Source organism: Roseovarius sp., from assembly GCF_018066915.1.
Taxonomy (GTDB): Bacteria; Pseudomonadota; Alphaproteobacteria; order Rhodobacterales; family Rhodobacteraceae; genus Roseovarius.
The window spans coordinates 1-26,699 of the sequence record NZ_JAGPVV010000131.1 but is presented as its reverse complement, the minus strand read 5'-3'; the positions used below and the strand labels follow the sequence as shown (position 1 = coordinate 26,699).

The following is a 26,699-nucleotide window of genomic DNA, read 5'->3' as shown; positions in this document are numbered from 1 at the left end:
CCTTGAACATGACAGCAACCGGTTACTGCTTCTTTACCGGTTTCGGGTCTTCTTGTGCCCAGTGTGATCAATTTGAGGGATTCTCATGATTAACCCAGTATCTCTATCCGGCGGGGCTGCGGACCGGCCTCTGCAACCGCCGAACCCCACCCGGCTTGTCGCCGAACGGCTCGAGGCGAGCTTTCTGGCCGAAATGCTCAAGTTCGGAGGGCTGGAACCCAAGAGCGACAGTTTCGGTGCGAGCACGGGCGAATCGCAATTCGCGTCTTTTCATCGCGAGGCGCTGGCACAGGAGATGGTCAAGGCGGGCGGTATCGGTCTGGCGGATGTCTTCTTTCAGTCGATGATGGAGCGCAGCAATGATGCATGACCGTGGGAACCGTATCCTCGACCAGCTTGACGGTCTTTTGGAGGCCGAGCGCGGCGCGCTCTTGCGCGGTGATCTTTCGCAGCTCATGGCGCTCACGGCTGAAAAGGAACGTCTGGTGGACGCGCTCAATGCGCTAGACTCGGCTCCGACGGGCGATCTGAGGGCCGTTCAGGGCAAGCTCACGCGCAATCAAGCGCTGCTGGACGGGGCCCTGCAGGGTATACGCACCGTGGCGGCCCGGCTCGCGGCGCACCGTCGGATTCGTCGGTCCCTTGACACCTACGACCAGAATGGCCGCAAACACTCTATTCCCGGCGACATTGCGCACAATTTGGAGAAGCGTGCCTGAGGGATTGGCTAAAATTCGCGGCGTTTAAGGGGCCCGGCTTAGCACTCCATTAGCTTCTTGCAGGCAGTCTGCCTCTTGCATCCCGGAGTGGATGGCGCAGTCGGGATCCTCCCGCAGGCTGCACCCGTCAGAATGACAGCCCAGATCGTTCCCTCAGAGGGGGACGGACCATGAAATGGCGAAATACGCCAAACCCGAAAGGAACATGATATGTCGAGCATTCTGACCAATAACAGCGCCATGGTGGCGCTTCAGACCCTGCAATCCGTGAACTCCAATCTTGCCAAGACGCAGGATATGATCTCGACCGGCAAAGCCGTCGCAACGGCCAAGGACAATTCGGCCATTTTCGCCATTTCCAAGGTGATGGAGTCCGATGTCAGCGGTTTCAAGGCTGTGTCTGACGCGCTGTCCTTGGGCGAATCGACCGTCGCCGTGGCCTCGGCGGGGGCGGAACAGATCACCAACCTGCTCAACGAGATCAAGGAAAAGGTGGTCGCGGCCACAGGCGAGAACGTCGACCACGGCAAGATCCAGAACGATGTCGATGAGTTAGTGAATCAGGTCAACTCGATCATCGGCGCGTCGCAGTTCAACGGCGCAAACCTGCTCAACACCGCCGGCAATGCCGGGATCACGGTGCTGTCCTCGCTCGACCGCGACGCGACCGGAACGGTGACAGCCTCGAACATCACGGTGGCCTCTGTCGATTTCGAGACCAACCTTGATCTGAGCAACATCGACGTGTCGACTTCGGCTGCGGCCGATACATCGCTTGCGGCGATCGAAGTCCATATCCAGACGGCGGTAGACGGCGCGGCTGCGCTTGGTGCTTCGGCCAAACGGATTTCGGATCAGAACGAATTCGTCAGCAAGGTGACGGATGCGATGAAATCCGGCATTGGCGCCCTGGTCGATGCCGATCTGGAAGAGGCTTCGGCGCGGTTGCAGGCGCTGCAGGTGCAACAGCAGTTGGCGACACAGTCCCTGTCCATCGCCAATCAGGCCCCGCAGGCCATCCTGTCGCTGTTCAGGAACTAAGCACCTCTCAGGGGCGTCTCTTGGGGCGCCCCTGACACTTGACCAGTGACCGACAGACTTTGAAAGGACATGACGTGAATGCGACCCGTCTGGCGCAGAGCGCCTATCGCGACCAAGCCCGGAGCGTCCGGACAGAACGTGGGCTGGAATATGATGCCTTTGCCCGCGTCACCCAGCGCCTCGTCATGGTTGCCCCGCAAGAGCCACGGAATATGGGCGATCTTGCCGCGGCCCTGCATGACAACCGGCGGCTCTGGACCATCCTCGCGACCGATGTGGCCGATCCGAAGAATCCGCTGCCGCAAACCTTGCGGGCCAGAATCGTCTATCTCGCGCAGTTTTGCAACCGGCACAGCAGCGAGGTGCTGAATTCAAACGCGTCGCTGCAGCCCTTGATCGACATCAACACCGCCATAATGCGCGGGCTGAGTGACCGGAGGGCAGACCAGTGAGCGGCCTCGTCCTGAAACTCAATCCGAAAGAGCGTGTGCTCATCAACGGGGCTGTGATCGAAAACGGAGACCGTCGTTCGCGCCTGTCTATCATGACGCCGAATGCGCATATCCTGCGACTTCGGGATGCCATCCATCCCGAAAGCGCCACCACACCTGTGCGCCGGGCGTGTTTTGCCACGCAACTCTTGCTTTCGGGCGATGGCGATCCGCATGACACGCGCCGTCAGATCCTGCGTCGCATCGAAGAGCTGAGCCAGGTGTTGCGCGATCCCGACAGCCGCGCACAATTGACAATTGCGACGCGGGCCCTGTTGGAGGGCGAGCCCTATCAATGCCTCAAGGCCCTGCGCGCGCTGCTGCCGCGCGAAGAGCGGCTCTTGGCGCATCGCGCATCATGAACTTTACCCCTGTCCTGCCCTTGGGGGGATTACCGGGTTGGGCGCTCTTGTCGCGCACGATCGAGCGTCAGACGGATCTGTTCAACAAATCGCCGCAGATTGTGCGCGATACCGAGTATTTCGAGCAGAACATCGGCAAGGTCACCACGGCGGAGGATCTTGTGTCGGATCGCCGCCTGTTGCGGGTGGCCTTGGGGGCATTCGGGCTTCAAGAGGATATCAACAGCCGCGCCTTTATCCGCAAGATTCTGGAAGAGGGCACGATCCGGGATGACGCGCTGGCCAATCGACTGGCGGATGAGCGCTACAAACAGCTCTCCGAGGCCTTTGCCTTTGCGGATCGTCCGATCCCGCGGACACAACTGGCCACCTTTGGCACGGAGATCACCGAAAAGTTTCGACGTCGCGAGTTTGAGGTGGCCGTTGGAGATCAGGATCAGGCGCTGCGTCTTGCCCTGAACGTCCAACGCGAGTTGGGCGAGATCGCGAGCGGTGCCGAGAGTGAAGACACCCGCTGGTTCCGTATTCTTGGCAACCCGCCGCTGCGGCGGGTGTTCGAGGTGGCGCTCGGGCTGCCAGAGAGTTTCGGGCAGGCGGATCTTGACCGGCAGTTGGACGAGATCAAATCGCGCAGTGCGCGGCAGTTGAACATCGGTGCGCTCTCGGATCTGAGCGATGAAAGCCTGCGCGAGCAGTTGATCCGGCGTTTCCTGTTGCGTGATCAGGTCGCCAGCTTCAATGTACAATCCCCGCAGGCGATTGCGTTGACGCTGTTGCAATCGGTTCCGCGCAGGGTCTGAAACGGGCGCGTCATGGCGGGACAAGGGCCGATCAACACGAAAAACTTGGAGTTTGCCGTTGCAATTGCCTGCGAGTAAAAGCCCTATGGGGCTGAGCCACAGGAGGGATACATGCGCTGCGTCTTTATCAACATCCGCTGCAAACCGGGGCATTCCTATCGCGTGGCCGAGGCCATCGCCCTGCGCGAAATCCACTCGGAGCTTTATTCCACCTCCGGCCCCTTTGATCTGTTGCTCAAGCTCTACGTCCCCGAAACCGAGGATATCGGCAAATATATCAACGACAATCTTCTGGATATCGCCGGGATCGAGCGGACCGAAACGACCCTGACCTTCAAGGCCTTTTAGCCCAAGATCTCAAACCGGGTGACATCGACCATGCCCCGATCCGTGATCTTGAGCGCCGGGATGACGGGCAGTGCCAAAAAGGCCAGTTGCAGGAAAGGTTCCTGCAAAGTCACGCCCAAGGATCGCGCCGCCGCGCGCAAATCGACAAGGCGGGCGTGCACCACCTCGAAGGGCTCTAGGCTCATGAGCCCCGCCAATGGCAAGGGCAGTTCTGCCAGAATGCGCCCGCCCGCGACCACGACAAAGCCGCCTTCGATTTCGCCCAGCCGCGTCGCGGCAAGGGCCATGTCCGCATAATCCACACCGACGCAGGCGATATTGTGGTGATCGTGGCAGACGGTCGAGGCAATAGCCCCGGATTTGAGCCCGAAACCGCGAACGAAGCCGGTTGCGATGTTGCCGTTCTTGCCATGCCGCTCGATCACCGCGATCCGAACGAGGTCGCGCGCGGGATCGGGCCGCTTATCGCCATTCACCGGCTCGATCCGCTCGTGCAGATGCGCGGTCAGGATCTTGCCTTCGAGAATGCCAATGACATCGGTTTCGGCCCGGTTGCCGGCATGGCGGAAATCCTGCGGGCCGACCCTTGGCGCTCGCACCGAGTGCCGCCCGATCGCGGGCAGGCTGCGCCGTGCAGCAAAGGCCGCGGCATCCGCATGCCGCCCAGCGCACAACACATGCTGCACATCGCAGGCCGCAAGCGACCCCACGGCCACGATATCCGCCCGCCGCCCCGGCGCAATCAGACCCCGGTCGCGCAGACCAAAGGCCTCGGCCCCCGAGAGCGATGCCGCGCGATAGGCGGCAAGGGGCGATGCCCCCTCTGCAATCAACACCCGGATCATGTGATCAAGATGCCCTTCCTCTGCAATATCGAGCGGGTTTCGATCATCGGTGCAGAGGCACATATAGGGCGCTGTGATCTCCGACAGCAGCAGCGCAAGTGCATGGAGATCCTTGCTGACCGAGCCTTCGCGAATGAGCACGCGCATGCCGCGTTGCAGTTTCTCGCGCGCCTCCTCGGCGGTGGTCGCCTCATGCTCGGTGCGGATGCCCGCCGCACAATAGGCGTTGAGATCACGCCCCGAGAGTTGCGGGCAATGCCCGTCGATATGCCCGCCCTCAAAGAGCCGCAGCTTGGCCATCATCCCCGGATCGCGGTGGATCACACCCGGAAAGTTCATCACCTCGGCCAGACCGATCCCCGAAGCATGCCCCATGACCGCGCGCAGATCCTCGGCGTCAATCTCTGCGCCCGATGTTTCCATATGGGTCGAGGGCACGCAGGACGAGAGCTGCACCCGGATGTCCATCAGCGTGTGCTCGGAGGCCGCCTGAAAATAGCGGATGCCCTCCAGCCCCAGAACATTGGCAATCTCATGTGGATCGCAGATCCCGGTGGTCACGCCATGCGGCGTCACGCAGCGGTCGAATTCAAAGGGCGTGACGAGTGAGCTTTCGATATGCAGATGCGTGTCGATAAAGCCGGGCACAAGGGTGAGACCCGAGAGGTCCATCACATGACGCCCTTCATACTCAACACCAATACCTACGATGGTATCGCCGCAAATGGCCACATCGCCGGGGATCATATCCCCCGTCACAAGGTCAAAGACCTGCGCCCCGCGCAGGACCAGATCAGCGGGGGCATCGCCCCGGCCCTGTGCGATCCGTTGTTCGAGATGTGCCATGCGCTGACCCTCCGACATTTTGCAACTGTCGCGCGTCGCAGGAGCGAGAGCAAGCCCGATGGCCGAAACCTGTCGGCCTTGGGCTTGCTGTCAGGGCGTCCTCACTCGGTCTGCGTGGCAGGCTTCTGCGCCGCGGGTTTTGCGAGCTTCATTTCTGGTTTGCAGGACATGCCATTGTAGCGGCTGACCAGCGATTCGTTGCGGCGCTGGTAGGCGCGCGCCTCGTCGCCTGCAGCGCCCTTCATATCCATGAAGAACCACGGCACGAGCAGAAAGGCCCCTGCGGTCCCGGCAACGATGTTCTGCGCGGTCTTGGTTTGCTGTTCTTTGATCAGGCCCTCGATGGCGCGGGTATTGGCCGTGATCTCGCTGCGCAACTGTGCGCAGGTGAGGGCGCTGTCACCAACCTGCACTTCGGCCACAGGATCGGGTGTGCGACCGCCACAGGCGCTCAGGAGGGAAATGGACAGCAGGGCCGGCACGAACAACTGTTTCATCTGATTACCTTTTTACAGAGTGTGCGCGTCCATATCCCGCGCCTCAGACGAGGGAAAGTGCCTAATTCGCGTCACCCCCGCCTGCGCTTGCGCCGTCCGCCGTCGCTGCCGTCGCCATGGGTGTTAAAGCTGGGATTGGGCAGGGTCACGATCTTGGACAGTTCCGGGAAGGGGTCGGTCTTGTGCGGGATCGCGTTGGCAGCGACGAAATGCTCTTGGAATTTCGGCTCGATGGCGGTCTCGACCTTGGTGATCTGCCCCACCACGCGCTCAATCTCGCGCCGGGCAGCCACATTGCAGAGCGCGATGCGCGCGCCAGTGCCCGCCGCATTGCCCGCCGATGTCACCTTGTCGAGCGGCACATCGGGGATCATGCCAAGCACCATTGCATGCAGCGGCGAGATATGCGCGCCAAAGGCACCGGCCAGAACAACGCGGTCCACCTTGTCCACGCCCCGCTCGTCCATCAAGAGGCGCGCCCCGGCATAGAGCGCCGATTTGGCAAGCTGGATGGCGCGAATGTCGCCTTGGGTAACGGTGATCAACGGTCCACCCTTGGCGCTGCCATCGTGGATGACATAGGAATGGGTGCGCCCGTCCTCGATCATGCGCGCCGTGCCGGTGGCCTCGGCCGATCCGATCAGCCCGCTTTCGTCCAAGAGCCCCGCCATGCGCATCTCGGCCACAGCCTCGATGATGCCAGAGCCACAAATGCCGGTGATGCCGCCATCGCCCACAGCCGCCTCGAACCCGTCCTCGTCCGACCAAATGTCAGTCCCGATCACGCGGAACCGGGGTTCCTTGGTCACGGGGTCGATGCGAATGGCCTCGATGGCACCGGGGGCGGCACGCTGGCCGCTGGAAATCTGCGCGCCTTCAAAGGCGGGGCCCGTGGGCGAAGAACAGGCCAGCACGCGGGTCTTGTCGCCCAAGAGGATTTCGGCGTTGGTGCCTACATCGACGATCAGGGCCAGATCCTCGGATTTTCCCGGCTCCTCGCTCAGCGCGACGGCGGCGGCATCGGCCCCGACATGGCCTGCGATGCACGGCAGCACATAGACCTGCGCGCGCGGGTTGATCGCGGTCAGATCGAGTTCGCGGGCGTTCAGGGCCATGCTGCCAGAGGTGGCCAGCGCAAAGGGCGCCTGTCCCAGTTCCACCGGATCGATGCCCAACAAGAGGTGGTGCATGACCGGGTTGCAGACAAAAACCGTCTCGACGATCAGGTTAGGGGCGATGTCGGCCTCCTTGGCGATTTCCTCAGCCAAGGTGTTGATCGCGTCGCGCACGGCGGCAGTCATTTCGCGGTCGCCGCCGGGGTTCATCATCGCATAGCTCACGCGGCTCATCAGATCCTCGCCAAAGCGGATTTGCGGGTTCATGATGCCCGACGACGCCTTGACCTCGCCGGTTTCCAGATCGGTCAGGTGGGCGGCAATCGTGGTCGAACCAAGGTCGATAGCCAGACCAAAAAGGCCGCCTTCGTGCAGGCCGGGCCAGATTTCCAGAACCTGTGCCGGCGCCTCTGCATGGCCTCTATGCAGGGCGACCGTGACCTGAAACTTGCCTTTGCGCAGAACGGGTTGCAATTTGGACAGGAAACTCAGATCGGCGCGGATATCGGGGATATCCCACTGTGCCTTGAGCGCACGCTTCAGCCGCTCGAAATCGCCGGTGGGTTCGTGCATGTCGGCCTCGTCCACCTCGACGAAATAGAGGCGGGTGGCCGGGTCCATCTCGATCACGCGGGCAGAGGCGGCCTTGCGCACCACCTGTTTGTGAACCTGGCTCTCGGGGGGGACGTCGATCACCACGTCGCTCATGATCTGCGCCTGACAGCCCAGACGCCGCCCCGGTTTCAGGCCGCGTTTTTGGTCATAGCGTTCCTCGACCGCGTTCCATTCCGACAGCGCATCCTGATGGACCGTGACGCCGTGCTTGGAAAACTCGCCATAGCCCGGCGAAATCTGACATTTCGAACAGATGCCGCGCCCGCCACAGACCGAATCAAGATCGACGCCAAGTTGACGCGCGGCGGTCAGAACCGGCGTGCCCTTGGGAAAGCGCCCGCGTTTCCCGGAGGGCGTGAAAACGACAAGGGGGTCTGTCGACATGTGAGAAATCCTGCTTCTGACGCGTTGCTTGCGCGGAACATAAGCCATAGGCGCTAGACCGACAGCCCACAAGCGTCAGAAAATCGTCGGCGCGCGGCATAGAGTGCCCCGTCTGGGTCCGTCAGGTCCGCATCAGGTCAGAGACCAGCCAAAAAGCCAGATCGCCAGAGGCACCGGGGCTGTTGCCACAAAGAGCGTCAGGATCGCCAGAGGCGCGCGAAACACTCCCGAAAGACCCGAGACAAAGGCAATCCCGCCGCCGCCGCCAATGATCGAATTGCCCGGCACATTGATCAGCACCGCGAGATGCACATAGCGATAGCGGACAATCCAGTCGAGGTAACGCCCCGGCAACTGAGCCGCAATGAACGCCGCGCGCTCTGGCAGCGACAGGGTCTGAAACTCTTCCAACATGCGGCAGGCGCGCATCAGATGCAGATCGAGCATCACCCGGTGCAACCAGCGATAGGGCACTTTGCATCCGGCCATATAGGCCATCGACAAGCCGCTGGCGGTGGCCAGCCAGACAAAGGGTGCGATATCGCCCCCGCCCGCGGCCAACACCATCAACCCGATCTCGATCCCCGGCACAAAGGGGATGGCAATGAGTACCGCATAGACCAGCAGGGCCAGCACCAGAAATCCCGGCATTGTCCAGCCCTGTTCATTTTTCAGAACATAACTCTCGGCCCAGGTGAACAAGACATGCATGCCAACCACCAAGACAACCAGCACCGCCAAGCGCAACAGCGTGCGCAGAAGACCCGTTTTCACAGGTGGCGGCGCGGGTGGTGTGGCGTGGCGGGCAGAGTCATCCATAGCCCTGAGTCTAGGCTTTGCGCCTTGACCCGCACAATGGGACTCACGCGGTTATCACGCGCATTTGCATTGCCCGCAATCCGTGCGCGCCTGCCCCTCAATCACGCCGGATATCCGCACCAAGCCGCGCCAACAATGCCTCGAAAATCGGAAAGGAGGTGGCGATGGGGCTTGCGTCATCGACCTGAACCGGGGCGGTGCTGGCCATGCCCATCACGAGGAAAGACATGGCAATCCGGTGGTCGAGATGGCTGGCGCAGATCTGGCCGCCCGGCACATTACCATGACCCCGGCCGCGCACGATCCACCAATCCGGCCCATCCTCGACCTCGACACCGCCTGCGCGCAATCCGGCGGCCATGGCCTCGATCCGGTCGCTTTCCTTGACGCGCAATTCCTTGACGCCGCGCATCACCGTCTCGCCACTGGCAAAGGCCGCCACCACGGAGAGAACGGGATACTCGTCGATCATGCTGGCCGCGCGTTCAGGCGGCACCGCGATCCCCTTGAGGTCCGGCGAAAAGCGCGCGCGCAGGTCGGCGACAGGCTCGCCGCCTTCTTCGCGCAGGTTCTCATAGCTGAGGTCCGCGCCCATCTCGCGCAGCGTGGTAAAGAGACCCGCGCGCGTCGGATTGAGCCCGATATTGGGCACCAGAACATCAGAGCCGGGGACAATCAGCGCGGCACAGACCGGAAACGCCGCCGACGAGGGATCGCGCGGCACCACGATGGTCTGAGGCCGAAGCTCGGGTTGACCGGTCAGGGTGATCACACGGCCCTCTTCGGTCTCTTCGGTGGTGATTTCGGCCCCGAACCCGGCCAGCATCCGCTCGGTATGGTCGCGCGTCGCCTCGCGCTCGATCACCACGGTTTGACCCGGCGCGTTGAGGCCAGCCAACAGCACCGCGCTCTTGACCTGAGCCGAGGGCACGGGAACGACATAGCGCACTGGAACAGGCTCCGCCGCGCCCACGATGGTCATGGGTAGCCGCCCGCCCGCGCGCCCCACAGCCTGCGCCCCGAAGAGGGACAGAGGGTCCGTGACCCGCGCCATCGGGCGCTTGTTCAGGCTGGCGTCGCCGGTAAAGGTGGCCGTGATCGGCGAGGTCGCCATCGCGCCCATGATCAGCCGCACGCCGGTGCCCGAATTGCCGCAATCAATGACGTGATCCGGTTCGGCAAAGCCGCCCACACCCACGCCATGCACATGCCATGTGCCCGCCGCGTCGCGCGTCACCTCTGCGCCAAAGGCGCGCATTGCCTTGGCTGTGTCGAGCACGTCTTCGCCTTCGAGAAGCCCGGTGATCACAGTTTCGCCCACACTCAGCGCGCCCAAGATCAGCGAGCGGTGCGAGATCGACTTGTCCCCCGGCACATCGGCAACACCGGACAGCGGCCCGGAGCGGTGAGAGGTCATGGGAATGGGTGTGCCGTGGCCAGACATGGTGCGCCTCTTGAGTGGTCTCTTTCGCCCGCCTGATAGCCCAAGCGGGCGGACCCGTCCATGACCATCGCCACCTTGGATCAGGGCGCAGTTCCCAGATGGGTCACGATCTTGTGGCCCGGCGCATAGCACAGACGCGCAAGCGTCACGGGGCGCCCGTGGTCCCACGTCAGGCGCTCCATGACAAAGAGGGGCGCGCCGGGGTCAGTGCGCAAAACGCGGGCTTCGTCCTCCGAGGCCGCTTCTGCCGAGAGGCGGATTTCTCCATGGGTATAGGGCACATGGGCCAAAAGCCATTCATTGGCATTGGTGGTCACGAAATCCTGCGTGGCGGCGGCAGGGGCGGTGTCGAGATTGATCCAGCGGTCCTCGAAGACGAAAGGCACCCCCGAGGCTAGATGCAGCGCCGTGACATGCAGCGCGGTGCAGGGCGCATCGGGGCAGAGCCGCTGCGCCACATTCGTCGGGGGCACGGCCTGCGCGTGGCTCAGGCGGCGGTAGTCATAGGTCTTGCCAAGGGCTGCCACCTCTTGCCGGATGACCGGAATATCGACGGTGGCGCGGCTGACCGGATGCAGGGCCACGCGCGTGCCCGCCTTGCGCCGCCGCTCGATCATCCCCGCCTCGGCCAAGGCTCGCAGAGCGCGGTTCACTGTGGCGCGCGCGCAGCCAAACTCGCGCGCCAGATCCGCCTCGTTCGGGATATCCGCACCGGGCGGCCATTCCCGTGCATGGATGCGGCGCAGCACCTCGTCCTGAATGGATTGCCAAGTTTTGAACTGCGGATCGGTCATGCGGCCTACATCGGTTTTGCGCGCCAGCGGTCTGTGCCTGCACGCCCAGAAGAGCGTTACGCCATGGCCGATGCCAAAGGCAAGAACCGCGGCGTGTCTGAGGTGCTGGCTGCATGATCTCGATCTTGACAGAATTATTATGTATAGACATATTGAGGAGGATGTCTGAGGAGGACCGCCCGATGCTTTTCCGCAATGCAACACTGGCAACGATGCAGGCTGGGCAGCCCTATGGCCTTGTCCCCAATGGTGCCCTTCTCATCGAGGCAGGGCGCATTGTCTGGGTAGGCCAAGAGCAGGACTTGCCCGCAGGCTATGACGGACCGGAAGAGAACCTTGGCGGGCGTGTCGTCACCCCGGCGCTGATAGATTGCCACACCCATGTCGTGCATGGCGGCAACCGCTCTGCTGAATTCGAGATGCGGTTGCAGGGGGCCAGCTATGAAGAGGTGGCGCGCGCCGGTGGGGGCATCCTCTCGACTGTCAAGGCGACGCGAGAGGCCTCGGAAGAGGCGCTGTTGCGCGGCGCATTGCGATTTGTCGATGCGCTGATTGCCGAAGGGGTCTGCACGCTCGAGGTGAAATCGGGCTATGGCCTCGATATTGACACCGAACTGAAAATGCTGCGCGTGGCGCGGTCCATTGCCCGCGTGCGCGACATCCGGATCAAGACCAGCTTTCTGGGCGCACATGCGGTGCCGCCAGAGTTCAAGGGCAATACGCAAGCGTATGTTTCCGAGGTCTGCATCCCGGCCCTCAGGGCCGCGCATGCCGAAGGGCTGGTCGATGCGGTAGACGGTTTCTGCGAGGGGATCGCCTTTTCCCCCGATGATCTGGAACCGCTCTTTGTCCAAGCGCAGGCGCTTGGCCTCCCGGTCAAGCTGCATGCCGAGCAGTTGAGCCAGATGGGGGGCACGCGCATGGCGGCGCGCTTTGGCGCGCTATCGGCGGATCATCTGGAATATGCGACGGCCGAGGATGCCAAGGCGCTGGCGCAATCGGGCAGCGTCGCGGTGCTTTTGCCCGGCGCATTTTACACGCTGCGCGAAACACGTCTGCCGCCGGTGGACGCATTTCGCGCCGAGGGCGTTGCCATGGCGCTCGCCACGGATTGCAATCCTGGCTCGTCGCCCATGGCCTCGCTCTTGTTGGCGATGAACATGGGCTGCACGCTCTTTCGCATGACGCCGGAAGAGGCGCTGGCCGGGGTCACGCGAGAGGCCGCGCGCGCCCTTGGACTGAAAGATTGCGGAGTGATCGCCACCGGAGCGCGCGCCGATCTCGCGATCTGGGATATCGGGCACCCTGCCGAACTGGCCTATCGCATCGGGTTTAACCCGCTCTGGCGGCGGATTTTCGGAGGCACGGCATGACAGTCACATTGGTTCCCGGTCAGGTGCGGCTGGCGGTGCTGGAACGCATCTGGCGCGAGGCGTTGCCGGTCACCCTCGACCGCGGCGTGCGGCCTGCCGTCGAGGCCGCGCATGCGCTTGTCGCCAAGGCAGCGGCGGGACATACGGCTGTGTATGGTGTGAATACCGGCTTTGGCAAATTGGCCAGCGTCAAGATCGCGCCGGAAAAGACCGAAGAATTGCAACGCAATCTCATCCTGTCGCATTGCTGCGGCGTGGGCGAGGCGCTGGATACCGCCACAACGCGGCTGATGATGGTGCTCAAGCTGCTGAGCCTTGGGCGCGGGGCCTCGGGCGTCGCTTGGTCCACCATCACCTTGCTTGAGGCGATGCTGGAGCGGGGCGTCACACCGGTCGTGCCGGACCAGGGATCGGTGGGTGCCTCGGGCGATCTGGCCCCGCTGGCGCATATGGCGGCGGTGATGATCGGCGCGGGCGAGGCATGGGTCGGCGGCGAACGCCTGTCCGGTGCCGAGGCCATGACGCGGCAGGGAATTGTGCCCATCACGCTTGGCCCCAAGGAAGGGCTGGCGCTGATCAACGGCACGCAATTTTCAACCGCCTGCGCGCTCACCGGTCTCTGGGAGGCGTGGCGCAACGCGCAGAATTGCGTTGTCACGGCGGCGCTCTCGACGGATGCGATCATGGGGTCTACCGCGCCGCTCTTGCCCGCGATCCATCACTTGCGCGGCCACCCCGGCCAGATCGACGTGGCACGCGCGCAGGCGGCGTTGATGCAGGGGAGCGAAATCCGCGAGAGCCACCGCGAAGGCGATAGCCGCGTGCAAGACCCTTATTGCATCCGCTGTCAGGCGCAGGTGTCTGGGGCGGCGGTCGATCTCTTGCGCCGCGCCGGCGAGGTTCTGGAAATCGAGGCCAATGCCGTGACCGACAATCCGCTGGTTCTGGTGGACCCGGACCATCCCGACGGCGGCATGATCGTGTCGGGTGGCAATTTCCATGCGGAACCCGTGGGCTTTGCCGCCGATCAGATTGCCATGGCGATTTCCGAAATCGGGGCCATCGCGCAACGGCGCGTGGCGCTCATGGTTGATCCCACGCTGAGCTTTGATTTGCCGCCGTTTCTGACCCCGGAACCGGGGCTGAATTCCGGGTTGATGATCGCCGAGGTCACGACCGCCGCGCTCATGAGCGAGAACAAGCATCTGGCCAATCCCTGCACCACCGATTCCACCCCCACCTCTGCCAATCAAGAGGATCACGTCAGCATGGCGGCCCATGCCGCGCGACGACTCCGCCGGATGAATGGCAATCTGAGCGTCATTCTGGGGGTCGAGGCCATCTGTGCCGCGCAAGGCATCGCGTTTCGCGCACCCTTGAAAACAAGTGCTGCGCTCAACGCGGTTATCACCCGCCTACGCCGCGAGATACCGCCCCTGTCCAGCGACCGCTACCTCGCCCCCGATCTGAATGCCGCCGCAGCCATGGTGCGCGCGGGGGATCTGGTGGCGGCCAGCGGCATTGATCTGCCACTCACACGTGGGGCAGCACCGCACAGCCTTTGAGCCTGCCCCCGCTTCTCCCACCACCTGCCGAGGACCCTCCCATGACCAACCCGCGCCACAACATCCGTGATATCTATCCCGCGACCGGCACCACGCTCAGCGCCAAGAGCTGGCTGACAGAGGCACCGCTGCGCATGCTGATGAACAACCTACACCCGGATGTGGCCGAAAACCCCCATGAGCTCGTCGTTTATGGCGGCATTGGGCGTGCGGCGCGCACCTGGCAGGATTTCGACCGGATCGTCGCGGCGTTGCGCGCGCTGGAGGAGGACGAGACGCTGTTGGTGCAATCCGGCAAGCCCGTGGGCGTGTTCCGCACCCACAGGGACGCGCCCCGCGTCTTGATCGCCAACAGCAACCTCGTGCCGCATTGGGCCACCTGGGACCATTTCAGCGAGCTCGATAAAAAGGGCTTGATGATGTATGGCCAGATGACGGCGGGGTCGTGGATCTATATCGGCACGCAGGGCATCGTGCAGGGCACCTATGAAACCTTTGTCGAGGCAGGGCGGCAGCATTACGGCGGCATTCTCAAGGGGCGCTGGATTTTGACCGGCGGTCTGGGCGGCATGGGCGGCGCACAACCTCTCGCCGCGGTGATGGCGGGGGCCTGCTGTCTGGCGGTGGAATGTGACGAGAGCCGCGCCGAATTTCGCAAGCGCACACGCTATGTCGATGAGATCACGCATGATCTGGACGAGGCTCTCGCCATGATCGACCGCTGGTGCACGGCGGGCGCGGCCAAGAGCGTGGCGCTGATCGGCAATGCGGCGGATGTGTTTCCCGAACTGGTCAAGCGCGGGGTGCGCCCCGATATCGTGACGGATCAAACTTCTGCCCATGACCCTCTGCATGGCTATCTACCCCAAGGCTGGTCCGTGGCCCAATGGCGCGAGAGGCAAGAAACAGACCCCAAGGCGGTTGAGCGGTCCGCCCGCGCCTCGATGCGGGTACAGGTGCAGGCGATGGTCGATTTCTGGAACGCAGGCGTGCCCACGCTCGACTATGGCAACAACATCCGTCAGGTCGCGCTTGACGAGGGGTTGAAGGAGGCCTTTGCCTTTCCCGGCTTTGTACCCGCCTATATCCGCCCGCTCTTTTGCCGGGGAATCGGACCGTTTCGCTGGTGTGCCCTGAGCGGCGATCCCGAGGATATCTACAAGACCGACGCCAAGGTGAAGGAATTGATCGACGATCCGCATCTGCACAACTGGCTCGATATGGCGCGCGAGCGGATCGCGTTTCAGGGGCTGCCTGCGCGCATCTGCTGGGTGGGCCTCGGGCTGCGGCACAAGCTGGGGCTGGCCTTTAACGAGATGGTGCGCACCGGCGAGTTGAGCGCCCCGGTGGTGATCGGTCGGGATCACCTCGACAGCGGATCGGTCGCCAGCCCCAACCGCGAGACAGAGGCGATGCGCGATGGCTCGGATGCAGTCAGCGACTGGCCCTTGCTCAACGCGCTGCTCAACTGCGCCTCGGGGGCGACATGGGTCAGCCTGCACCATGGCGGCGGTGTCGGGATGGGGTTCAGCCAACATTCCGGCATGGTGATCTGTTGCGATGGCACCGCAGAAGCGGATCAGCGTCTGGCGCGGGTGCTCTGGAACGATCCGGCGACCGGCGTGATGCGCCATGCCGATGCGGGATATGAGATTGCGCTGGATTGCGCGCGCGAACATGGGTTAAACCTTCCGGGCATTTTGACATGATCCAGAATTGACAAACAAAGGGTGACGCCATGAATTTGGAGCGTTTCGTATCGGCACAGGATCGGATCTGGCCGCTTCCACTGAACGAGATTCGCAATCGGGAAAAACGGCATCACTGGGCGTGGTTCGTGCTGCCTCAGGTCAAGGGACTGGGGCGGTCGGAGTTCGCGAAATCCTTTGCGATCGACGATCTTGATCACGCGCGGGCCTATCTGGCGCATCCGGTGCTCGGGCCACGCCTGATCGAAACCTGCGCGGCGCTGCTGGCGCTCGAGGATATTTCTGCCGAAAAGGTCTTGGGACCAATCGATTCACTCAAGCTGCAATCTTGCGCCACGCTCTTTGCCGAGGCGGAGGGGCCAGAGATATTTACCCATGTGCTCGCGCGGTTCTTTGGCGGGCTGCGGTGCGAAACCACCCTCGACTATCTGGCGGGGCGGCGGGCAATGCCAACGGATGACGAGTATTTCATAAATCCCAACGCGGCAAGAACCGCCGGTAGCGCCACCTGAAAGGTCAGCGCAACCGCTGGATCGAACTATAGCCCATGGTCGGGCCGGCCCAATGGCGTGATTGCACGACCGTGCCATTGGCATCGACGAGATAGGAATTCACCACGCTGCGATCCGCCTGCCAGCACTCCGCCGTCATGCGCACACCCGAGACCGAACCACCCAGCGTTTCCGTCTCGCCGCGCGTGATCTTGCAGTCGGATTTCAGGTTCACGATCTGGTTCTCGCCATCGAGATAGCGTTGCTGGATCGTCGCCACGCCATCTTCGCGGCGCGAGACAACTTCGAGAAGCGGCTCTACCCGCGACGACATGAGGTCATTGCCCAGACCACGGGTCGACACCAGAACACCGTTGAGCGTCGTCGCGCTGAGCCGGGCAGAGCTGCCATACGAGGCCCATGTCTGATAGTCGCCATTGCGCGCGATTGGGCGCAGGACCGCGACCGCCTTGCGATCCTCGAGCGCGTAGAGTGCCAGAGGACCGGTTGTGTTGGACAGGGCATCCGTGACAACGGCCTGAACGACCTGCGGATCAGGTGTGACGGGTTGCGCGCGGCGTTGTTGGATTACCGTCTTGGCAACAGAAAACACGTTCTCCGAACTGCGTTGGTTGGAACAGGCCGCAAGCGCCATGGCGCAGAGCAAAAGGGTGAGCCGGGGCAGCGACGCAGCGATCATCTCCAGAATTTCCCCCAGCTTGCCACGGTATCGCGCTCGTGCGAATTGCGCACGGTTTCATACAAACGGCCCGTCACGTTGACGCGCGCGCCCCCGTCGCGGGTCAGAGGCCGGATAACTGCGGTCGGAGCCTGCTGTGTCGGCTTGCCGAACAGCCATGAAATCGGGGCGGTGATGCGGATGCCCTTGTCAAATGAGCCTTCGCCGAAATCCTGCGCCGACACGTCGGTCTTGGTGGCAAAAGCACCGACCTTCCAGCCGTTGGCGAATTCGCGGTCAAACCCGATGGTCACACCCCAATCCCCCGCCAGATAGCGGCCGGCATCCACTTGGGCATGATAGCCACCGCCAAAGTCGTAATAGACCGAGGCATGGCCGTTGAAATCCGGGATGTTGCCGCTGATGGTGTTGTTGTCTCGCAGCCCGAAATCGCCATCGAAATCGCGCGGCCGGACATAGTTCAGCTCTGCCCCGATGGCGATACGGCTATCCACAGGCCGCCACAGCACTTCGGTCGAGACCCCGGCATACATCTGCTCAAGGTATCCCAACGTCACCCGCCCATAGTAATCCGGGGCGAGCCGCTGATACTTGGTCAGGGTCAACCAGTCGACACGAGGGGAATCAGACTTGGCATAAAGCGCCGCATCCGAGCGCACGCGCGGGATACGCGAATTGCTGAGGCGGTTGGACTGGTCCAGATTGCCAAAGAGCTTGACAGAAGCGGCCCCGCGGGCCATCCAGCCACGTCCCAATTCAGCTTGTCCCTGAACGCGCATCGCGACGTCAAAACGCAGCGGCTCGTCTGGATCAAAGAGACTGATGCGCGTGAACGGGTAAATGCTCCATCCATAACGCGGAAACTTGCCCGGCAGAGGTTCGGGCAGATTGCCGAACCGCAAGCTGTCGCGAAAAGTTGCAGCCGCCAACGCCTCGTCCGAGGCCTTGTGTTCGAGCCGCTCGATATCGGTGCGGCTAAAGCTGACGGTGCTGGCTGGAATACCCTTGGTGTAGAGCGTAACGTGGAAATCCTCAACCGAGGCAGGCAGCGCGCGGGTCATCGCACGCACGGTGCGCCCCAGCGCCTGTGATGTGCGGTCATAGGTCTCGTTCTGGATGCCGACATAGGCCGCGCGCCCCTCGAGCCGCAGGCGGATCAGGTCGATCTCATCCAGAGCCAGCGTTTCATCCAGCGATTTTGCCACCTGCGCGCGCGCCGCGGGTTGATCTGCCCAGCCCAGATCGCGGGCGGCATCGGGGTCGCGCACGGCCACAGGCAGCGGGGCCGCCTCCAAACCACCGGGCACAGGCATGCCGCGCGGGTTGATTGCGATGGCGAGGTTGATACCAAACTCTTTGCCATGCAGGTAAAAGGCGCTGAGGTTTGCATCCGGTGCCAGCTTGTAGGTCACACGGGCGTTGACTGCGGTGCTTTGGTTAAAGATACCGGCGCGCCGCTCGGTGTCATAACTGTCCGAGGAATATTCGAGCGCGAAAGACAGCTTGTTCGTCACCTCATAGCTGAAGCCCCCAAAGAGGCCGATATCGCCCTTGAACCAGTTCGAGATGCTGACATCCCCGCCGGTGCCGACCCCGGCGAAATTGAACGGTGTTCTTGTGCCGAATCCACCGATCGAATTGTTGGACCCGAACCGCCCCCACCCAAGACCTGCGGTCAGGCGCAGGCGGCTGCCCACGGATTTCGTGGCGACGATATATTCCCCGCCAAGAACCCCGGTCCCCAGAAAATCCTGAAGACCAACGGCAATGGCCGGGGAATACTCGGTTTCCTTGAATATCCGGAATCGCAAGTCAAAGCTGCGGTCATAGAAGGTATCGAATTGCGGGGTGAGATCCCGCGTGCCAGCATACCGGAAACTGCCCGTCAGCCAGGGGGCCACCTGAAAACTCAGCGTGGATTTGCTGAACCCGTCGAAATAGGAAACGGTCGTCGAAATCTGTGCATCCGGGGCCATTTCCGCGGTGGGCATGTCAATCAGACCGCCCGGCGTGCCGTAATTGTTCGTCAGAGTCGTGACCAGATCGTTGGCATATGCCCCGGACGCACCCATGGCCCCGGTCACAATGGCCACAGCGCCCAAAATGTTTCGCAATCTGATTGTCATCGACTGTTCACCGGTTTCGAGCGCCTTCCAACTTCTCGTCAGGACCATAACGATCACAGTCCGACACGGCAACGTGAGTTTCCACACAGAGTCCGGCCAATGTCGATTTGTGCGGAAATCCGTCACAGCCCGACCAAAATCGCAGCGACCGTGACACCAACCGCGCCAACCACAATTCCCAAGCCCGCCCAGAGAGCACGCTCTGGCCAAACGGAACGCTTGGGCGGCACCTGTGGGGCGCTCTGCCGGATCAGCGCCGCCTCGACCAAGCCCGGCAGCCTTGGACCATAGCGCGACAGCACCATTGCCGTGCGCCCCAGATCGCGCAGCGCAGCACGCGGACCGATGGTCTGCTTGATGTAATCCTCGACCACGGGCTTGGCGACCTGCCAGATGTTGATCTGCGGATTGAGGCTGCGCGCCACCCCCTCGACCACGACCATGGTGCGCTGCAAGAGGATCAATTCGGTGCGCGTCTCCATGCCAAAGCGCTCTGTGACCTCAAAGAGATAGCTGAGCAGGCTGCCCATGGAAATCTTGCTGGCATCCATGCCAAAGATCGGCTCTCCAACCGCGCGCAATGCGCGGGCAAACGCATCGACATCGCGGTCGGCCGGCACATATCCCGCCTCGAAATGCACCTCGGCGACGCGCCGGTAATCGCGCTTGATAAAGCCATAGAGGATCTCGGCATAAACGCGTCGGGTGTATTCGTCGATATGCCCCATGATGCCGAAATCATAGGCGATGATATCGCCATTCCCTGCGACCTTGAGATTGCCCTGATGCATATCGGCGTGGAAATACCCGTCGCGCAGCGCATGGCTGAGAAAGAGTTGCAATACCCGCTCGCCCAGTTCGGCGCGATCATGGCCTGCCGCATCGAGCGCGGCGTTATCCCCCAACGGCAGGCCATCGGCCCAGGTCATGGTCATCACCCGACGCGACGACAGGGGCCATTGCACCGTTGGCAACTGAAACCCCGCATCCTTGGCGGTATTGGCCGCGAATTCCGAGGCCGAGGCCGCCTCGAGCCGCAGATCGAGTTCGCCCATCACCACGCCTTCGAAATGTTCGATGACCTCGGTGGGGCGCAGACGGCGCGCGCCGGGGGCCAAAAGCTCGACCATGCGCGCGGCAAAGTAAAAGGCGTCAATGTCACGGCGGAATGCCCGCTCGATCCCCGGACGTAGAACCTTGACGGCCACCTCCTCGCCCGTCCCACGTAGCCGCGCCTTGTGAACCTGCGCGATAGAGGCGGCGGCAACCGGCTGGCTGAAATCATCAAAGATGTCTTCGACCGGATGGCCCAGTTCCTGCGCGATGCTGCGCTTGGCCAGATCGACCGAAAAGGGCGGCAGCTTGTCCTGCAAGACCCGCAGATGCGTCGCCAGTTCCTCGCCCACCAGATCGGGGCGTGTGCTGAGGATCTGGCCGAACTTGATATAGGCAGGCCCCAGAGCGGTTAGCGCGCGCGGCGCGGGCGGGGTCGCAGGATCACCCTTGTCCCCCAGCCATTGAAACGGCCAGGCCAGAAACCGCATGGTGCCGCGCACCAGCGGTGGTGCCTCGAAGGCATCCATGATGAGACCCATCGCGCCCGTCCGCTCCAGCGTGGCCCCGGTGCGAATGAGGCGCAGGATGTTGTGCGGACCGCGCATCGCTCAGATCTTCCAGCCGGAATGCAGGCAGGCGATGCCCATGCTCAGATTGCGGTATTTCGCCTGTTCAAACCCGGCTTGGCGGACCATGCCCAGAAATGTCTCCTGATCGGGAAACTTGCGGATGGATTCGACCAGATACTGATAGCTATCGCGATCATTGGCGATCATCTGCCCCAGACGCGGGATGATGTTGAAGCTGTAGAGGTCATAGACCTTTTGCATCAACTCGTTGGGGATCTGGCTGAATTCCAGCACCATCAGCCGCCCGCCGGGTTTGAGAACGCGAAACGCCTCGTTCAGCGCCTCTTGCGGGCGGGTCACGTTGCGGATGCCAAAGCTGATGGTGTAGACGTCGAAACTGGCATTCGGAAAGGGCAGCACCATTGCATCGCCCACCACCCAATCGAGACTATCGGCCATGCTCTCGGCCTCGGCACGTTTGCGGCCCTCGACCAGCATCGGCTCTGTCAGATCAAGGACGGTGGCATGGCCATAGCCGGCGCGCTTGAGAAAGCGAAAGGAAATATCCCCCGTGCCCCCCGCCACATCGAGCAAGCGTTGACCCGCGCGCGGGGCGAGCCAGTCCATCATCGCATCCTTCCAGATCCGATGAATACCAAGAGACATGGCATCGTTCATCACATCGTATTTGCTGGCCACGCTGCCAAAGACGCCGCGCACGCGCCCGGCCTTCTCTGACTCGGGGATGTCCTGAAATCCGAAATGCGTGGTTTTCTCGTTCATGGGCCTTGCCGCTCTTGTGTCTCGCCTTTCTTATAGGGCTATGACAGGGGGTTACAATGCGCCCCTTGTGCCCATAGAGGTCCGATATGCCAGAATTGCCCGAGGTTGAGACAGTCCGCCGCGGCCTGACCCCGGTGATGGAGGGGCAGGTGATTGCCCGCGCCACCGTCAACCGACCTGATCTGCGCTGGCCCTTCCCCCCCGACATGGCCGCGCGCCTGACCGGCCAGAGAGTGACGGCGCTCCGGCGCCGCTCGAAATACATTCTCGCCGATCTGACATCGGGCGAGAGCCTGCTCATTCACCTCGGAATGTCGGGCCGCATGCTGGTGTCGGGCGATCCCTTGGGCCGTTTTGTACATGATCACCCGGCCCCGGAAAAACACGACCATGTCGTGCTCGATATGGAGGGGGGCGCGCGGATCACCTTCAACGATCCACGCCGCTTTGGGGCGATGGACCTGCTGCCCACCATGACAGCAGAGGCGCACCCCCTCTTGGCCCGGCTGGGGCCAGAACCATTGGGCAATGCGTTCAACGAACCCTATCTGGTGGCCGCCCTCAAGGGACGCAACACGCCGATCAAATCCGCCCTCCTGGATCAACGAATCGTCGCAGGGCTCGGGAATATCTATGTTTGCGAGGCGCTCTTTCGCGCGCGCATCTCGCCGCTGCGTCGGGCGGGTGCCCTCTCGGCCAAACGTGCGGCGGCCCTTGTGCCGATCATCCGCGCGGTGCTGGCCGATGCCATCACCGCTGGTGGATCGTCCTTGCGGGATTTTCGTCAGGCTGATGGGGAGTTGGGCTATTTCCAGCACAGCTTTGACGTCTACGGGCGCGAAGGCGAACCCTGCCGCAACGCCGGATGCAAAGGCCATATCGCCCGCGTCACACAGGCCGGTCGATCCAGCTTCTATTGCCATCAGTGTCAAAGATAGGTTGAACGCGCGGCCAACAGTGGTAATGAATCGGCCTTGATGACAACAAATGAAAGCTGATTTCATGGCCTATGAGACGATCATCGTCGAAATAGAAGACCACGTCGCCCTCATCAAGCTCAACCGTCCCGACGCGCTCAACGCGCTCAACGCGCAGTTGATGTCGGAACTTGCAGAGGCATTGGGCGAAGCACAACAGAACGAAAAAGTGCGCTGCATCGTGCTGACCGGCTCGGAAAAGGCTTTTGCCGCCGGGGCCGACATCAAGATGATGAGCGAGAAGAGCTTTGTCGATGTTTTCACCGAAGACCTCTTTACCGCCGACAGCGCCGCCATCTGCCGGGTGCGCAAGCCGATCATCGCCGCCGTATCGGGCTATGCGTTGGGTGGCGGCTGTGAACTTGCAATGATGTGCGATTTCATCATCTGCTCGGACACCGCCAAATTCGGCCAGCCCGAAATCAATCTGGGCGTGATCGCGGGCCTTGGGGGCACGCAGCGCCTGACACGGCTGGTGGGCAAGTCCAAGGCCATGGACATGAACCTGACGGGACGCTTCATGGATGCCGAAGAGGCAGAGCGTTCGGGGCTCGTGAGCCGCGTGGTGCCCGCCAAGAAGCTGATGGAAGAGGCGATGGCAGCGGCGCAGAAGATTGCCGAGAAATCGCAGATTTCCGTGATGGCAGCCAAAGAGGCGGTCAATCGCTCATACGAGACGACGCTGCGCGAGGGGCTCTTGTTTGAGCGTCGCGTGTTCCACTCGCTCTTTGCCACTGAAGATCAGAAAGAAGGCATGGCCGCCTTTGCCGAGAAACGCGAGGCGCAGTTCCGCGACAAGTGAGCGTGGTTGCGGCAGGAGGGGCGCTGCCCCTCTTGGCCTGCGGCCAATTCACCCCGGAGTATTGGGACCATAAAGAAAGACGACGATGCGCGCCCGGGTTTGACACACGCAACACCCGGGCGCTCCTTCTTCACGGGCGGTCATCGGCTCTCCAGCCTGTACCGCGCCTCGAACATGCCATCCTTAGGTTAACAAACCCTTATGTTTCTTTATGGCACAAATACTCAAATCCCGGTCTCTGCCAGGCTCTGCGCGTCGGTCAGATCAACCCTTCCGCCGCAAAGAGCGCCTTGACATCCGCCTCGGGGCGCGCGCCGTAATGGCTGATCACCTCGGCAGCGGCGATGCAGCCCATGCGCCCCGCCACAGCAAGAGGCTTGCCGGTCGCCAGACCATAAAGAAGCCCGGCCGCGAACTGATCGCCTGCGCCCGTGGTATCGACCGGGGTCACGCGGTGCACCGGCACGGTCACGGTTTCATCCCCTTGCACCAGCACGACATCATGGCCCGAGCGGGTGCAGACAATGAGCCCGCTTTCGGAGGCTGCCTGTTCCATGGCCGCGCCCAGATCCTCGGTCTCGTAGAGCGCGCACCATTCGTGCTCGTTGCCGATCACATAGTCCAACTCCCGCAAGAGACCCCGGAAATCGTCGCGGTGGCGATTGACGCAAAACGGGTCCGAGAGGGTGATCCCGGCCTTGCCGCCGCCCGCCCGCGCGGCGCGCGCCGCCGCCTGAAACGCCGCCTTGCCCTTGGGTTTGTCAAAGAGATAGCCCTCGAGGAACAATAGCTCCGCTTGCCCGGCTACGGCCTCGGGCACATCGCCCTCATCAAGTTCGGTCGAAATGCCTAGATAGGTGTTCATCGACCGCTCGCCATCGGGCGAGACAAAGATCATCGAGCGCGAGGTGGGAAGTGCGCCATCGCTGCGCGGCGGATTGACGAAATCGGTGCCGACCTCGGCCATCGCCGCGGCGTAGTAGCGCCCGAGGTCATCATCGCTGACCCGTCCGATAAAGCCGGTCGAGAGGCCAAGCGCGCCCAATCCCGCAATGGTATTGGCGACCGATCCGCCCGGCATCTGCCGCCGGTCCGTCATGTTTTCATAGAGAAATTCGGCGCGTTCGGTTTCGATCAATTGCATCACGCCCTTGTCGATGCCCACGCGCGACAGAAAGGCGTCATCGCATTGGCTGATCACGTCCACCACGGCATTGCCGATGCCGACGGCCTGATATTTTGTCATAGAGTCTTGTCCTCGAATAAGCAGAGATCACGAATAAGGCAGGTGCCGCAGGCGGGTTTGCGCGCCTTGCAGATATAGCGGCCATGCAGGATGAGCCAATGATGCGCGTGGCGCTGAAAGTCCACGGGCACGTTATCCTCAATGGCGCGCTCGACGGCATCAACGCTTTTGCCGGGGCAGATGCCGCTGCGATTGCCCACGCGGAAGATATGCGTATCCACCGCCTGCGCCGGATAGTGCCACCACATGTTGAGCACGACATTGGCTGTCTTGCGCCCGACGCCGGGCAAGGATTGCAGCGCGGCGCGGGAATTGGGCACCTCGCCGCCATAGTCCTCGACCAAGATGCGGCTCAGTTTCATCACATGCTTGGCCTTGTTGCGATAAAGGCCAATCGTCTTGATATGCTGGATCAGCCCCTCTTCGCCCAAATCCAGCATCTTTTGCGGTGTGTCGGCGATCTGAAAGAGGTCACGCGTGGCGCGGTTCACCCCCACATCGGTGGCCTGCGCTGAAAGGGCGACCGCGACCACGAGCGTATAGGCGTTGACATGCTCCAACTCGCCCTTTGGCTCTGGCTCGGTGGCCTGAAACCGGGCAAAGATTTCGCGGATCGTGTGATAGTCAAGTTGGCGTGCCATGACTGCTCTATGCCGGGAAACCGACAGATGCGCAACATTCGGGTCGCGTGCCGTGATCTGACGTCTTACTCTGCCCCTGCAACCACAGGATCACCACGATGAACGCCCAACCGGAACCCGGCTATCACTATCACGTCATGCGCCGCGCGATTGATCTTATTGACGGGTGCGACGCGACGCTCACGCTCGAGGAATTGGCCCGAGAGATGGGCATGAGCGCCGCGCATTTCCAGCGGCTCTTCTCGCAGTGGGTGGGGGTGTCCCCCAAACGCTATCAGCAATATCTGACGCTGGGCCATGCCAAGGCGCTGCTCACGGAACGTTTCACCACCCTCGCGGCGGCAGATGAGGCCGGGCTGTCGGGCACCGGGCGTCTCCACGATCTCTTCTTGCGGTGGGAGGCGATGAGCCCCGGTGAATTCGCGCGCCAGGGGGACGGGCTGACCATCTATTTCGGCTGGTTTGATAGCCCGTTTGGCGAGGCGCTTGCCATGGGCACGGAGCGCGGCCTCTGCGGTCTGGCCTTTTCCGAGGAATTCGGGCGCGAGGTGGCGATGGCGGACATGCGGTCCCGCTGGCCCAAGGCCAGCTATTCCGAAGCGCCCGACAGGATTGTGGCTTGGGTAGAAGCGGCCTTTGGCGGTCGTGGAGAGGCCGCGCTCCACATGATCGGCGCGCCGTTCCAGATCAAGGTCTGGGAAGCCTTGCTGCAAATCCCATCCGGCCATGTGACCACCTATTCGGAAATCGCAAGCGCCATCGGCAACCCGCGCGCCGTGCGGGCCGTGGGCACGGCGGTAGGTCGCAATCCGGTGAGCTATCTTATCCCCTGCCACCGCGCCCTGCGCAAATCGGGCGCGCTTGGTGGCTATCACTGGGGCTTGCCCGTCAAACGCGCGATGCTTGCCTGGGAAGGGGCGCGCGCCGACGGATAGGCGGAATTCTGCAGGCCATGGGGTGTTTTTCCCCGTCAATGACCCTTGGGGTGGCGGTTGTTATTGCATATCATCGCCGCAGACCCGAACTGTCGGGCCAGTTGAACTCGAGAGGCGAATACCATGATACGAGCGAAAAAATCCTTGCTGATGCTCTCTGGCGCATCCCTGCTGCTGGCGGCGGCCTGCACCGATCCGGGCTATGTCGGCGGCCCAAACCCCAATCAAAAGACCCAGCAGGGGGCGCTCATTGGCGGCCTCATTGGGGCCGGCACCGGCGCGATCGTCAGCGATGACAAGGGCAAGGGCGCGCTGCTCGGGGGTGTCCTCGGTGCCGTGGGCGGTGCCGCCATCGGTAATGCGCTGGACCGGCAAGAGGCGGAATTGCGCCAGCAACTCGACAGCGATGTACGGATCGTCAATACCGGCGACCGCTTGATTCTGACAATGCCGCAAGACATCCGCTTCCCGGTGGACGGGGCCACTGTGGCCCCTGCCCTGCGTGATGACCTCTTCAAAGTCTCGCAGAGCCTTCAGGCCTACCCCAACACAACCGTTCAGGTCGTGGGCCATACCGACAGCGATGGCGATGCCGGATACAATCAG

At 62.5% G+C, this 26,699-nt stretch carries 27 protein-coding genes; 15 read left to right on the top strand and 12 right to left on the bottom strand.

Annotated elements, in window-relative coordinates:
- Nucleotides 1-85: 85 nt before the first annotated feature.
- From KBT70_RS07300 to KBT70_RS07270, 7 genes are all read left to right on the top strand, one after another.
- Complete coding sequence (locus KBT70_RS07300) at nt 86-370, top strand: rod-binding protein (RefSeq protein ID WP_296630565.1); 285 nt, start codon at nt 86-88, stop codon at nt 368-370.
- A complete protein-coding gene (locus KBT70_RS07295) occupies nt 360-719 on the top strand; it encodes a flagellar protein FlgN (protein ID WP_296630562.1) in 360 nt (119 codons plus the stop codon). The genes KBT70_RS07300 and KBT70_RS07295 overlap by 11 nt, the downstream gene beginning before the upstream one ends.
- 210 nt (nt 720-929) lie before the next feature.
- A complete protein-coding gene (locus tag KBT70_RS07290; RefSeq protein WP_296630559.1) occupies nt 930-1,760 on the top strand; it encodes a flagellin in 831 nt (276 codons plus the stop codon).
- A gap of 74 nt (nt 1,761-1,834) precedes the next feature.
- Complete coding sequence (flaF, locus tag KBT70_RS07285) at nt 1,835-2,212, top strand: flagellar biosynthesis regulator FlaF (protein WP_296630556.1); 378 nt, start codon at nt 1,835-1,837, stop codon at nt 2,210-2,212.
- Nucleotides 2,209-2,613 (top strand): flagellar biosynthesis repressor FlbT, encoded by a 405-nt coding sequence (gene flbT / locus KBT70_RS07280; RefSeq protein WP_296630553.1) that lies wholly within the window; start codon nt 2,209-2,211, stop codon nt 2,611-2,613. Before flaF ends, flbT begins: the two co-directional genes overlap by 4 nt.
- Nucleotides 2,610-3,413: a DUF1217 domain-containing protein gene (locus tag KBT70_RS07275; protein ID WP_296630549.1), complete on the top strand. Its 804-nt coding sequence runs from the start codon at nt 2,610-2,612 to the stop codon at nt 3,411-3,413. Before flbT ends, KBT70_RS07275 begins: the two co-directional genes overlap by 4 nt.
- 111 nt (nt 3,414-3,524) lie before the next feature.
- A complete protein-coding gene (locus KBT70_RS07270) occupies nt 3,525-3,761 on the top strand; it encodes an Lrp/AsnC ligand binding domain-containing protein (protein ID WP_296630547.1) in 237 nt (78 codons plus the stop codon).
- On the opposite strand, the gene ade is transcribed toward KBT70_RS07270, so the two are convergent.
- The 6 genes from ade to KBT70_RS07240 all read right to left on the bottom strand — a co-directional run bounded on the left by ade (nt 3,758) and on the right by KBT70_RS07240 (nt 11,120).
- The gene (gene ade / locus KBT70_RS07265) at nt 3,758-5,452 is read right to left on the bottom strand and encodes an adenine deaminase (protein ID WP_296630543.1); all 1,695 of its coding nucleotides are present in this window, start codon (nt 5,450-5,452) and stop codon (nt 3,758-3,760) included. The two genes, KBT70_RS07270 and ade, sit on opposite strands and share 4 nt — an antisense overlap.
- Before the next feature lie 101 nt (nt 5,453-5,553).
- Nucleotides 5,554-5,949 (bottom strand): hypothetical protein, encoded by a 396-nt coding sequence (locus KBT70_RS07260; protein WP_296630539.1) that lies wholly within the window; start codon nt 5,947-5,949, stop codon nt 5,554-5,556.
- A gap of 71 nt (nt 5,950-6,020) precedes the next feature.
- On the bottom strand, nt 6,021-8,063 hold the full coding sequence (locus KBT70_RS07255) for an ASKHA domain-containing protein (protein WP_296630537.1): 2,043 nt from the start codon (nt 8,061-8,063) through the stop codon (nt 6,021-6,023).
- Between the two features lie 132 nt (nt 8,064-8,195).
- Nucleotides 8,196-8,882, bottom strand: a complete 687-nt coding sequence (locus KBT70_RS07250) for a hypothetical protein (RefSeq protein WP_296630534.1) — start codon at nt 8,880-8,882, stop codon at nt 8,196-8,198.
- 97 nt (nt 8,883-8,979) lie between these two features.
- Nucleotides 8,980-10,326 (bottom strand): 3-phosphoshikimate 1-carboxyvinyltransferase, encoded by a 1,347-nt coding sequence (gene aroA, locus KBT70_RS07245; RefSeq protein WP_296630531.1) that lies wholly within the window; start codon nt 10,324-10,326, stop codon nt 8,980-8,982.
- Nucleotides 10,327-10,406: 80 nt separating this feature from the next.
- A complete protein-coding gene (locus KBT70_RS07240) occupies nt 10,407-11,120 on the bottom strand; it encodes a UTRA domain-containing protein (RefSeq protein WP_296630529.1) in 714 nt (237 codons plus the stop codon).
- Nucleotides 11,121-11,281: 161 nt separating this feature from the next.
- Here KBT70_RS07240 and hutI point away from each other — a divergent pair, with 161 nt between their 5' ends.
- From hutI to KBT70_RS07220, 4 genes are read left to right on the top strand one after another with little or no spacing between them, the layout of a single operon-like run.
- Entirely contained in the window at nt 11,282-12,493 is a 1,212-nt protein-coding gene (gene hutI / locus KBT70_RS07235; RefSeq protein ID WP_296630522.1) for an imidazolonepropionase, read from the top strand.
- Nucleotides 12,490-14,058 (top strand): histidine ammonia-lyase, encoded by a 1,569-nt coding sequence (gene hutH, locus KBT70_RS07230; protein ID WP_296630519.1) that lies wholly within the window; start codon nt 12,490-12,492, stop codon nt 14,056-14,058. Before hutI ends, hutH begins: the two co-directional genes overlap by 4 nt.
- 41 nt (nt 14,059-14,099) lie before the next feature.
- On the top strand, nt 14,100-15,767 hold the full coding sequence (hutU, locus tag KBT70_RS07225; protein ID WP_296630516.1) for a urocanate hydratase: 1,668 nt from the start codon (nt 14,100-14,102) through the stop codon (nt 15,765-15,767).
- A gap of 29 nt (nt 15,768-15,796) precedes the next feature.
- Nucleotides 15,797-16,279 carry a DUF1810 domain-containing protein gene (locus KBT70_RS07220; protein WP_296630513.1) on the top strand — a complete coding sequence of 161 codons (483 nt, stop codon included), beginning with the start codon at nt 15,797-15,799 and terminating at the stop codon, nt 16,277-16,279.
- Nucleotides 16,280-16,283: 4 nt separating this feature from the next.
- Here KBT70_RS07220 and KBT70_RS07215 read toward each other — a convergent pair whose 3' ends face one another.
- From KBT70_RS07215 to ubiE, 4 genes are all read right to left on the bottom strand, one after another.
- Nucleotides 16,284-16,958 (bottom strand): YjbF family lipoprotein, encoded by a 675-nt coding sequence (locus tag KBT70_RS07215; protein WP_296630509.1) that lies wholly within the window; start codon nt 16,956-16,958, stop codon nt 16,284-16,286.
- Complete coding sequence (locus KBT70_RS07210; RefSeq protein WP_296630506.1) at nt 16,955-19,084, bottom strand: YjbH domain-containing protein; 2,130 nt, start codon at nt 19,082-19,084, stop codon at nt 16,955-16,957. The genes KBT70_RS07215 and KBT70_RS07210 overlap by 4 nt, the downstream gene beginning before the upstream one ends.
- A 122-nt stretch (nt 19,085-19,206) precedes the next feature.
- Entirely contained in the window at nt 19,207-20,745 is a 1,539-nt protein-coding gene (ubiB, locus tag KBT70_RS07205) for a 2-polyprenylphenol 6-hydroxylase (RefSeq protein WP_296630503.1), read from the bottom strand.
- A 3-nt stretch (nt 20,746-20,748) separates the two neighbouring features.
- Nucleotides 20,749-21,492 carry a bifunctional demethylmenaquinone methyltransferase/2-methoxy-6-polyprenyl-1,4-benzoquinol methylase UbiE gene (ubiE, locus tag KBT70_RS07200; protein ID WP_296630500.1) on the bottom strand — a complete coding sequence of 248 codons (744 nt, stop codon included), beginning with the start codon at nt 21,490-21,492 and terminating at the stop codon, nt 20,749-20,751.
- A gap of 86 nt (nt 21,493-21,578) precedes the next feature.
- On the opposite strand from ubiE, the gene mutM reads away from it, so the two are divergent.
- The gene (gene mutM, locus KBT70_RS07195; RefSeq protein ID WP_296630496.1) at nt 21,579-22,430 is read left to right on the top strand and encodes a bifunctional DNA-formamidopyrimidine glycosylase/DNA-(apurinic or apyrimidinic site) lyase; all 852 of its coding nucleotides are present in this window, start codon (nt 21,579-21,581) and stop codon (nt 22,428-22,430) included.
- A 64-nt stretch (nt 22,431-22,494) separates the two neighbouring features.
- Nucleotides 22,495-23,271 (top strand): enoyl-CoA hydratase, encoded by a 777-nt coding sequence (locus tag KBT70_RS07190; RefSeq protein ID WP_296630569.1) that lies wholly within the window; start codon nt 22,495-22,497, stop codon nt 23,269-23,271.
- Nucleotides 23,272-23,530: 259 nt separating this feature from the next.
- Here the strand turns inward: KBT70_RS07190 and KBT70_RS07185 are convergent, their stop codons facing one another.
- Together KBT70_RS07185 and nth are read right to left on the bottom strand one after the other, a co-directional pair.
- The gene (locus tag KBT70_RS07185; RefSeq protein WP_296630493.1) at nt 23,531-24,517 is read right to left on the bottom strand and encodes an adenosine kinase; all 987 of its coding nucleotides are present in this window, start codon (nt 24,515-24,517) and stop codon (nt 23,531-23,533) included.
- On the bottom strand, nt 24,514-25,158 hold the full coding sequence (gene nth, locus KBT70_RS07180; protein WP_296630490.1) for an endonuclease III: 645 nt from the start codon (nt 25,156-25,158) through the stop codon (nt 24,514-24,516). Before nth ends, KBT70_RS07185 begins: the two co-directional genes overlap by 4 nt.
- 98 nt (nt 25,159-25,256) lie before the next feature.
- Here nth and KBT70_RS07175 point away from each other — a divergent pair, with 98 nt between their 5' ends.
- On the top strand, nt 25,257-26,093 hold the full coding sequence (locus KBT70_RS07175) for a bifunctional helix-turn-helix domain-containing protein/methylated-DNA--[protein]-cysteine S-methyltransferase (protein WP_296630484.1): 837 nt from the start codon (nt 25,257-25,259) through the stop codon (nt 26,091-26,093).
- A gap of 123 nt (nt 26,094-26,216) precedes the next feature.
- A partial coding sequence (locus KBT70_RS07170) for a glycine zipper domain-containing protein (RefSeq protein WP_296630479.1) occupies nt 26,217-26,699 on the top strand: 483 nt, incomplete at its 3' end.